The following is a 3363-nucleotide window of genomic DNA, read 5'->3' as shown; positions in this document are numbered from 1 at the left end:
TGTAGCGTGACACTTGGTTTTACAGTAAATTACACTTGTTTTTACAGCAAAACACTTTTGGGCTGAGATGGGATTAGCCGGGCCTTCCAGCTCGATCAAGGCAAAACCGTTTAAACAACCGCCCTGCCCTGATCCATTCAACACCTCTTTAAAGCCGGTTTAACAACTCAGCCTTCAAATCGAGGTACGTGCGCGCCGCAGCCATTGGGACCACCCCGTTACCGGCTGCAGCGGATCGGTCCAGCCCGAAGGCCACCCCATCATCCAATCCGTGAACGCAGGGTTTAAGCTCAGGGGATCGCTGGAGTGCTTCTCCCCATTCAGCAAGATCACCCGGAACCGGTGGGAAGAGCGGAACCGCTTCGGCGTCCAGCCCGTTGCAATCAACATCTCCCACATGAGTGTCCAGGCGCTCGCCGCATTCTTGATGCCCACCTGTGACCCGATCTGGTTCAAATCCGTCTTGAACTGGATCCCCGCCGGGCCGCCCACAATGCACGCCCGGTTGCCCGAGCCCTTGAATGTCGGCGTGGGCCAGAATGAAGACCCTTTCACGGGTATGCGATGCGCCAACTTGCGCCGCTGATACGACGCGCGCTGCAACCCGGTAGCCCATTGCTTGAAGGTCTGCGCAGACGTCTTGCAGGCCAAGGGTGAGATGGCCGGGGACGTTTTCGAAGAACAACCACTCAGGGCCAACTTCTCGGGCGATGCGCGCAACGTCTGGCCAGAGGTGCCTTGGGTCATCTTCGCCTTGTCGCAATCCAGAGAGCGTGAAGGGCTGGCAGGGATAACCGGCAGAGATGAGATGAACGCGGCCACGCCATGGGCGGCCGTCGAAGGTTTTGAGATCGTCCCAAATAGGTGCCTGTGCCAGGGACGCGTCCGCCATCCGCGCCACGAGAGCGGACGCGGCGAAACTGTTTCGCTCGACATAACACACAGTTCGATATCCGGGTTCTGCGATGTGAAGCCCGAGATCAAGTCCGCCGACACCGGCGCAAAGACTGATGCCGCAAAGGTCTTCAGGTTGGGTTGAGGGGTGAACAGCCACATAGGGCCTCCGTTCCGTCACGCTCGCGGCGTTTGGGGTTCGGGCTCTGGGTTGGCCTCAGTATATTGATGGACCGGCAGCGTGGGCATTTGATCGATAGATCACCCACAAGCGCCTCCGGTTCCATCTTAAATAGCAAACGCGCGCAACTCGTGCATCTGATTTCTGCTTGCACCTTCAAGGCGACTCACCTCATGTTGCCGGTCCCTGATCAGGGGTGGGAGCGGCCATAAAGTGTATGCTGGTCGGCGGGGTTTGGTTTTGCGACTTACGGCCCCGTGTTGCGGGGTGGTGAGACACCCCGCGACCTCCCAGTATCACGCCAGATTCCAGAGGTGAATCCCGCACGGTCCCGCAAGCCCAAACCTTTAGCGATCACACGTGTATATATAAGGTGGAGCTCACAAACGGCGGCTGTCAGCCCAAAGCGGACCCACAGCCCTATGAAGTTGCATCAATTTCTGTACACTGGTCGCGTTGAGACCAAATGCTAAAACAAATTGAAAGCGGACATGCCTGCAACTTATGTCATCACAACCGACGAAATGTTGAAGTATGTACAAGTATCCGGAAAAACCCATTTGAGTGAACTCAGGTCGCTCGCGGAACGCTATTTTGAGGACCCGCAATTTGACCCGGAAATACGTTTCTTGGTGGATTTAACTGACTTGGTGAACGCACGGGCGAGTTTTATCGACGTGTTCACGCTCAAGGGTTTCTACAAACGGAACTTTGGCAAGCTCGCAAAACCTGTCGATGTCGCAATCGTCGCACCAACGGACTTGGGGTACGGTATCTCGCATATGTTCTCTGCAATAATGCTTGGCGGAAAATTCATGCAGGTACGAATTTTCGATGACATACCAAGTGCTCTTAAATGGCTGGAAATCGAGACCCTCGATATAGAAAAACTGAGAAACCGCACAACTCAGCGCTTGTGCGATACAGTTCAGTAAAGAGGCACCGGACGGCTGTTTCCAGCCCAAAGGGGACATAGGGTTTTTGGCGCAGCAATCGGCCAACAACCGCTAAGAATCCATTTTGCGTTTTACTGCGTTACAGACGACGGGCCGCTTTGGAAAGCGTGTCTTATGCATTCGTTGTCAGTCGAGCGCGCTTGGTGCGGCGTTGACTTTTGCTTAGATGGTCCTTGACCTGTCCGACCGATAGGCATCGCCGCGCCAGAGGACCGTTCATTGCCGCAACAAAGGATGCGTCCGGGTAAACTTTGCGCAAGGGATGAAGAAGCTTATTTGAAATAGTTCGCAATACCATCGGGCCCAGATAAAGCGATTCTGACAAACAACCGTTCGAGCGCACGACTTCGTGGTTGCTACATGCAAAGTGAAACCAGGACATTGATTTCTTGCCACGCATGAACCGAATTCCAGGCAATGATGTAAGAGATTTTGCCGGTACAAAAACCTCGGATTTGAAGCGGCCTTCCAGTTGGCCCGCTGCGCCAGCAAGAATGCGATGCTGGGATGAGACGATTAGATCGTCAAAGGGCCGTTGGGGCCCAAGCGCGCCCGCTTGAATCAGAACCGGGTAATTGTTGTCTTCCACATACTCCAGCGGGTCGATGCCTTCCCAAATAAAATGAATAGTTTGGGAGCCCCTGTCCGCTGTCCAAATCTGATCGCCTTCTCGCAAGTCTTCAACACGGCGCAATCCATGTGGTGTTTCAATGAAGGTGCCAGGCGAGTAACAGGCCGGGATTGATCCTTCGTTAGAACTGGATTGTGCGTAGTACGAAGAGCCGCCGTCATCAGATTGTAGACTCTGATCACCGAACCCGGCGTTGGTGCTTGATGTTCCGCTCGCCGGGCCTTCGGTGGCGTTGACTGTATTGCCTTCCCAAGACATGAACTGAAGGACTGTGCCGCTGTCGTCTACCAAGGCAATGGCATCGTCTGGATAGAAGGTGCCAGTAGGATCGCCGCCAGAGTCAAACCCGGGAGTCGACTGATTCACGACGTAGACATCCTGACCACCAAATGTTCCCGTGTAGGACCCCAGTGAAACAGTGTTGTAGACCGTTCCATCTGCCTGATAGAAAACAAGAGTATAGCTGGAAACAACAGTTCCCGCAGGAACTGCAATCTCGACAAATTCCTGATCTGAAGTGCCAAAGTAGTCCAGTTCAGAAATATAGCCGGGCATGCACTGATCCTTTCTTCCAAAGGAACAATCAGCTTATTCGGGTTAGGGAAAGGTGAAATCCAGCGTCATTGCTAGCTAAGAAAAACCTAAATTTATATAGAAGCCGTGATCCAGTGTTGGCCGACGGTACACATTTATAGGGCAGC

The 3363-nt window shown here is 53.7% G+C and carries 4 protein-coding genes; 1 reads left to right on the top strand and 3 read right to left on the bottom strand.

Annotation, left to right across the window (positions count from 1 at the left end):
* Positions 1–148 precede the first annotated feature (148 nt).
* Positions 149–1054: a DNA cytosine methyltransferase gene (locus AC5EFR_RS23135; protein WP_493578051.1), complete on the bottom strand. Its 906-nt coding sequence runs from the start codon at positions 1052–1054 to the stop codon at positions 149–151.
* Entirely contained in the window at positions 1026–1229 is a 204-nt protein-coding gene (locus AC5EFR_RS23130; protein ID WP_366140067.1) for a Com family DNA-binding transcriptional regulator, read from the bottom strand. The genes AC5EFR_RS23135 and AC5EFR_RS23130 overlap by 29 nt, the downstream gene beginning before the upstream one ends.
* Before the next feature lie 337 nt (positions 1230–1566).
* Here AC5EFR_RS23130 and AC5EFR_RS23125 point away from each other — a divergent pair, with 337 nt between their 5' ends.
* Complete coding sequence (locus AC5EFR_RS23125; protein WP_493578050.1) at positions 1567–2010, top strand: hypothetical protein; 444 nt, start codon at positions 1567–1569, stop codon at positions 2008–2010.
* Between the two features lie 133 nt (positions 2011–2143).
* Here the strand turns inward: AC5EFR_RS23125 and AC5EFR_RS23120 are convergent, their stop codons facing one another.
* Complete coding sequence (locus tag AC5EFR_RS23120; protein WP_493578049.1) at positions 2144–3217, bottom strand: Hint domain-containing protein; 1074 nt, start codon at positions 3215–3217, stop codon at positions 2144–2146.
* Positions 3218–3363 lie beyond the last annotated feature (146 nt).

It is taken from the genome of Pelagimonas sp. (assembly GCF_058892305.1).
This window is presented reverse-complemented; position numbering and strand designations above follow the sequence as displayed.